The 3,847-nt window shown below is 46.8% G+C and carries 5 protein-coding genes; all 5 read right to left on the reverse strand.

What is annotated here, in order from left to right; all coding sequences use genetic code 11:
- Window positions 1-166: 166 nt before the first annotated feature.
- Entirely contained in the window at window positions 167-1,066 is a 900-nt protein-coding gene (locus C1T29_RS14625) for a polyprenyl synthetase family protein (RefSeq protein ID WP_208945469.1), read from the reverse strand.
- Window positions 1,047-1,274, reverse strand: a complete 228-nt coding sequence (locus C1T29_RS14630; protein WP_208945470.1) for an exodeoxyribonuclease VII small subunit — start codon at window positions 1,272-1,274, stop codon at window positions 1,047-1,049. The genes C1T29_RS14625 and C1T29_RS14630 overlap by 20 nt, the downstream gene beginning before the upstream one ends.
- Complete coding sequence (xseA, locus tag C1T29_RS14635) at window positions 1,267-2,616, reverse strand: exodeoxyribonuclease VII large subunit (RefSeq protein WP_020452134.1); 1,350 nt, start codon at window positions 2,614-2,616, stop codon at window positions 1,267-1,269. Before xseA ends, C1T29_RS14630 begins: the two co-directional genes overlap by 8 nt.
- Window positions 2,617-2,698: 82 nt before the next feature.
- Window positions 2,699-3,547 carry a bifunctional methylenetetrahydrofolate dehydrogenase/methenyltetrahydrofolate cyclohydrolase FolD gene (gene folD, locus C1T29_RS14640; protein WP_020452135.1) on the reverse strand — a complete coding sequence of 283 codons (849 nt, stop codon included), beginning with the start codon at window positions 3,545-3,547 and terminating at the stop codon, window positions 2,699-2,701.
- 16 nt (window positions 3,548-3,563) lie between these two features.
- Window positions 3,564-3,847: transcription antitermination factor NusB (gene nusB / locus C1T29_RS14645; RefSeq protein ID WP_208945471.1), on the reverse strand; the 284-nt coding region annotated here is incomplete at its 5' end.

Raw genomic sequence — 3,847 nt, forward strand, 5'->3', positions numbered from 1 at the left:
TGAATTATTATATGACGAATTCATCCCCATGCGCAAACTTGCATATGCGGACGCTTCGTTTGAAAAAACAGCCGCTAACACAACGTGATAACGGCGCGGCGTTTTAGAGTTCAACTCTTTATATTTTAGCATAATAAGCCTTTGATGCTCAAATGGAAGCCCTGTATCAATGATCCCTTGCGGCAATCATATCGCAAAACTCGTACATAAGCTCTTTTTCAAGCGGAAGCTCTGAAATCAGCCGTTTTGCTTTTTCAATATGTTCATCAAGCTTTTGGCTGGCGCCCTCAAGCGAAAGGAGCGACGGATAGGTCGATTTTCCGTTTGTCTCGTCAGATCCGATCCGTTTGCCGATTTTATCCTCTGATCCTTCAAGGTCGAGAATGTCATCTCTGATCTGGAAGCCGATGCCGATATGATGGCTGAATTCGCGGAGCTTTTCGATCTCTTTTTCAGATGCATCTGCTAGAATCGCCCCCGCGATGACGCTGAAGCTGAGGAGTTTAGCCGTTTTTCCTTCGTGAATCCGCTGCAGTTCATCAAGAGAGACAGACTTTGATTCCGCTTCCATATCTAAAATTTGACCGCCGACCATGCCTTCAGCCCCCGCTGCCGATATCAGCTCATTCACCAGTCTGATGCGTTTTTCAGCAGATACATCAGAAGGCATATTGGAAGTGATCATTTTGAAGCTTTCGGTTAATAAGGCGTCTCCGGCGAGAATGGCCGTCGCTTCCCCGTATATTTTATGGTTTGTCGGCTTTCCCCTTCTGAGGTCATCGTCATCCATACAAGGGAGATCGTCATGGATTAATGAATACGTATGGATCATTTCAACCGCGCACCCTACCGGAATTCCGGCTTCTTCGTCTTTTCCGTACGCATGAAGAAGCGCAAGTACCAAAATCGGTCTCAGCCGTTTCCCTCCGGCTTCCAATGAGTACAGCATGGATTCCTTAAGGATGGACGGCGCTCGCAGGTCTTTAATATACATCGGAAGGCGTTCTTGAATTACTGTTTTTCTCGATTTTAAATCTCCGTCAAGTTTACCGGTCAAATTCCCCATTTTCCCGCAAAATGTAGTCCATCTGCTTTTCGACATTTTGCAGTTTTTCGTGGCACATTTTCGAAAGAGCCATCCCTTCCTGGAAGTAGTCGATCGCCTTTTCCAAAGGCACATCCCCTTCTTCAAGCTTTGATACGATCTGTTCCAGACCTTTCATCGCCTCTTCAAATGTCAGGTCTTCCCGGTTTGTTTTGTTTTCTTCAGCCATTTGTTTCGCCTCTCTTTTGCAGTACCTCACAGGTCAGCGTCCCATCGTTTAATGTGACGCGGATCTCGTCTTTTTCATGAACCTGTTCAATACTTTTAATCAATTCGTTTTCTTTATATGTCAAACTGTACCCTCTTTCCATCACTTGGAGAGGGCTTAATGCATTCAGTTTACCAAGAACCGTTTGAAACTGCGAGTGAATCTGCTTAAGCTGCACATCCATATTCCGCTTCAGCCGGACTGTCTGCTCTTCATGCCTCTTTCTCGCTTGTTTAAGCTGCTCCTCGGGATGAAGCATCTCCAGCTTGTATGTCTGTTCGTTCAGTTTTTGTTTTTTGCGTTCAACGGTCATCGCCAGCTGTTTTTGGAAACGGTCGAATATCAGGTCGAATTCCTGTTCCTTTTGGGCATACAGCCGTTTCGGGTAGCGGAAGGCATAAGAGGACTGGAGGGTTTTCACGCGCTCCTGCCGCTTTCTTAAATCCTGCTTCATCGATTTTGCAATTCTCGCTTCGAGCGTTTTCAGACGCTCCAGCAAATCAAGCATATTAGGTACGGCCTGTTCGGCCGCTCCCGTCGGGGTCGCCGCGCGCAAATCCGCAACAAAATCGCTGATTGTAAAATCCGTTTCATGCCCGACGGCGGAAATGATCGGAATGTCGGAAGAAAAAATGGCCCTGGCGACAGCCTCTTCATTAAATGCCCACAGCTCTTCGATCGATCCCCCTCCGCGTCCGACGATTAATACATCGCATAACTCTCTGCGGTTAGCCTCTTTGATGCTGCTGACGATGGACTCGCCCGCGTTTACTCCTTGAACGAGCGTTGGAAAGACGATCACTTTTACAAGGGGGTATCTTCTTTTAATGGTGGTGATCACATCGCGTACAGCCGCTCCGGTTGGAGATGTGACAACACCGACGACGGATGGGAACGCGGGGATGGGTTTCTTATGTTTTTCATCAAACAAACCTTCTTGCGACAGCTTTTTCTTAAGTTCTTCATACGCGAGATGAAGCGCACCTATGCCGTCAGGCTGTATTTCTTTCGCATAGAGCTGATAATTGCCGCTCGGTTCATATACCGAAATGCCGCCTCTCACCAATACCTTCATCCCGTTTTCAGGGGTAAAGGCGAGATTTCTGTTTTGTCTGGCGAACATGACGGATTGAATGCGGGCGTTATCATCTTTCAGTGTAAAATAAATATGGCCTCTGCTATGTATTTTAACATTTGACAGCTCGCCCTTGATCCAAATATCTTCAAGATGGGGGTCCACGTCAAATTTGCGCTTAATATATTTTGTCAAAGCCGTGACCGTGACAAATGAAATTTCACTCATGGCACAGTCTCCTTTCTAAGAAGGCACAAGCACGTTCATCCGCCGGCGCGAGACCAGGCGGATGAACGGCTGTACATTAAAGTTAAATTGTACGCTTCGCTGATTTAACCGTGTTATGGGCCAGCATTGTAATCGTCATCGGACCGACACCGCCCGGTACGGGTGTAATATAGGAAGCTTTTTCCTTCGCTTCTTCAAAATCGACATCACCGACGAGCTTTCCGTTGTCAAGGCGGTTAACGCCGACATCAATGACAACGGCTCCCTCTTTCATTTGATCCGCTTTGATGAAATTCGCCTTTCCGACAGCGACAATCAGAATGTCGGCTTTTTTTGTGTGCGCCGTAATGTCGGCCGTTCTTGAATGGCAGTACGTAACGGTTGCGTTTTCGTTCAAGAGCAGCTGCCCTACCGGCTTTCCGACGATATTGCTTCGCCCGACGACAACAACCTCTTTTCCCGACAGATCAATCTCGGTTTTCTTTAAAAGCTCCACGATGCCCGCAGGCGTGCAAGGTAGAAATGTATCTTCGCCAAGCAGCATCTTTCCTACGTTTAATGGATGAAAACCGTCAACATCTTTGTCAGGGGATATTCTTTCAATCACCGCTTGTTCGGAAATATGATCCGGAAGAGGCAGCTGGACAAGAATTCCGTGAAAGTCGTTATTTTGGTTGTACTGGTCAATTACTTCAAGAAGTTCCTGTTCAGAGAAACTTGCATCGAAATGATCCAGCTGAAAACGAATCCCCATGGCTTCAGCTGCTTTTTTCTTTCCCCGTACATATGAAAGAGACGCCGGATCATCACCAATTAAAATAACGGCCAGTCCCGGGGTCACTCCTTGTTTTTTCAGCTCTTCAACTTCCTTGGCCAGCTGCCCGCGCTTTTCCTTTGCTGTTTCTTTCCCGTCGATGATGGTTGCTGTCATTTGCTCTCCTCCTAGATTATTCAAGATCGGATTTAATGTTAGAAAGAACACCGTTTACAAACTTCGCCGACTTGTCATCTCCAAATTGCTTGGCCAGTTCAATCGCTTCATTCATAGAGACGTTGACAGGTATGTCTTCTAAAAAAATCATTTCGTAGGCGGACAAACGCAAAATCGCGCGGTCGACATTCGCCAGCCTGTCAAGCTTCCAATTGACGAGATGCCGTTTGATCATCTCATCGATTTTCTCTTTGTTCTCTAAGACCCCGTAAACAAGCTGCTCGAAAAAAGCGTCGCTTT

This window comes from Bacillus sp. MBGLi79 (assembly GCF_002953915.1).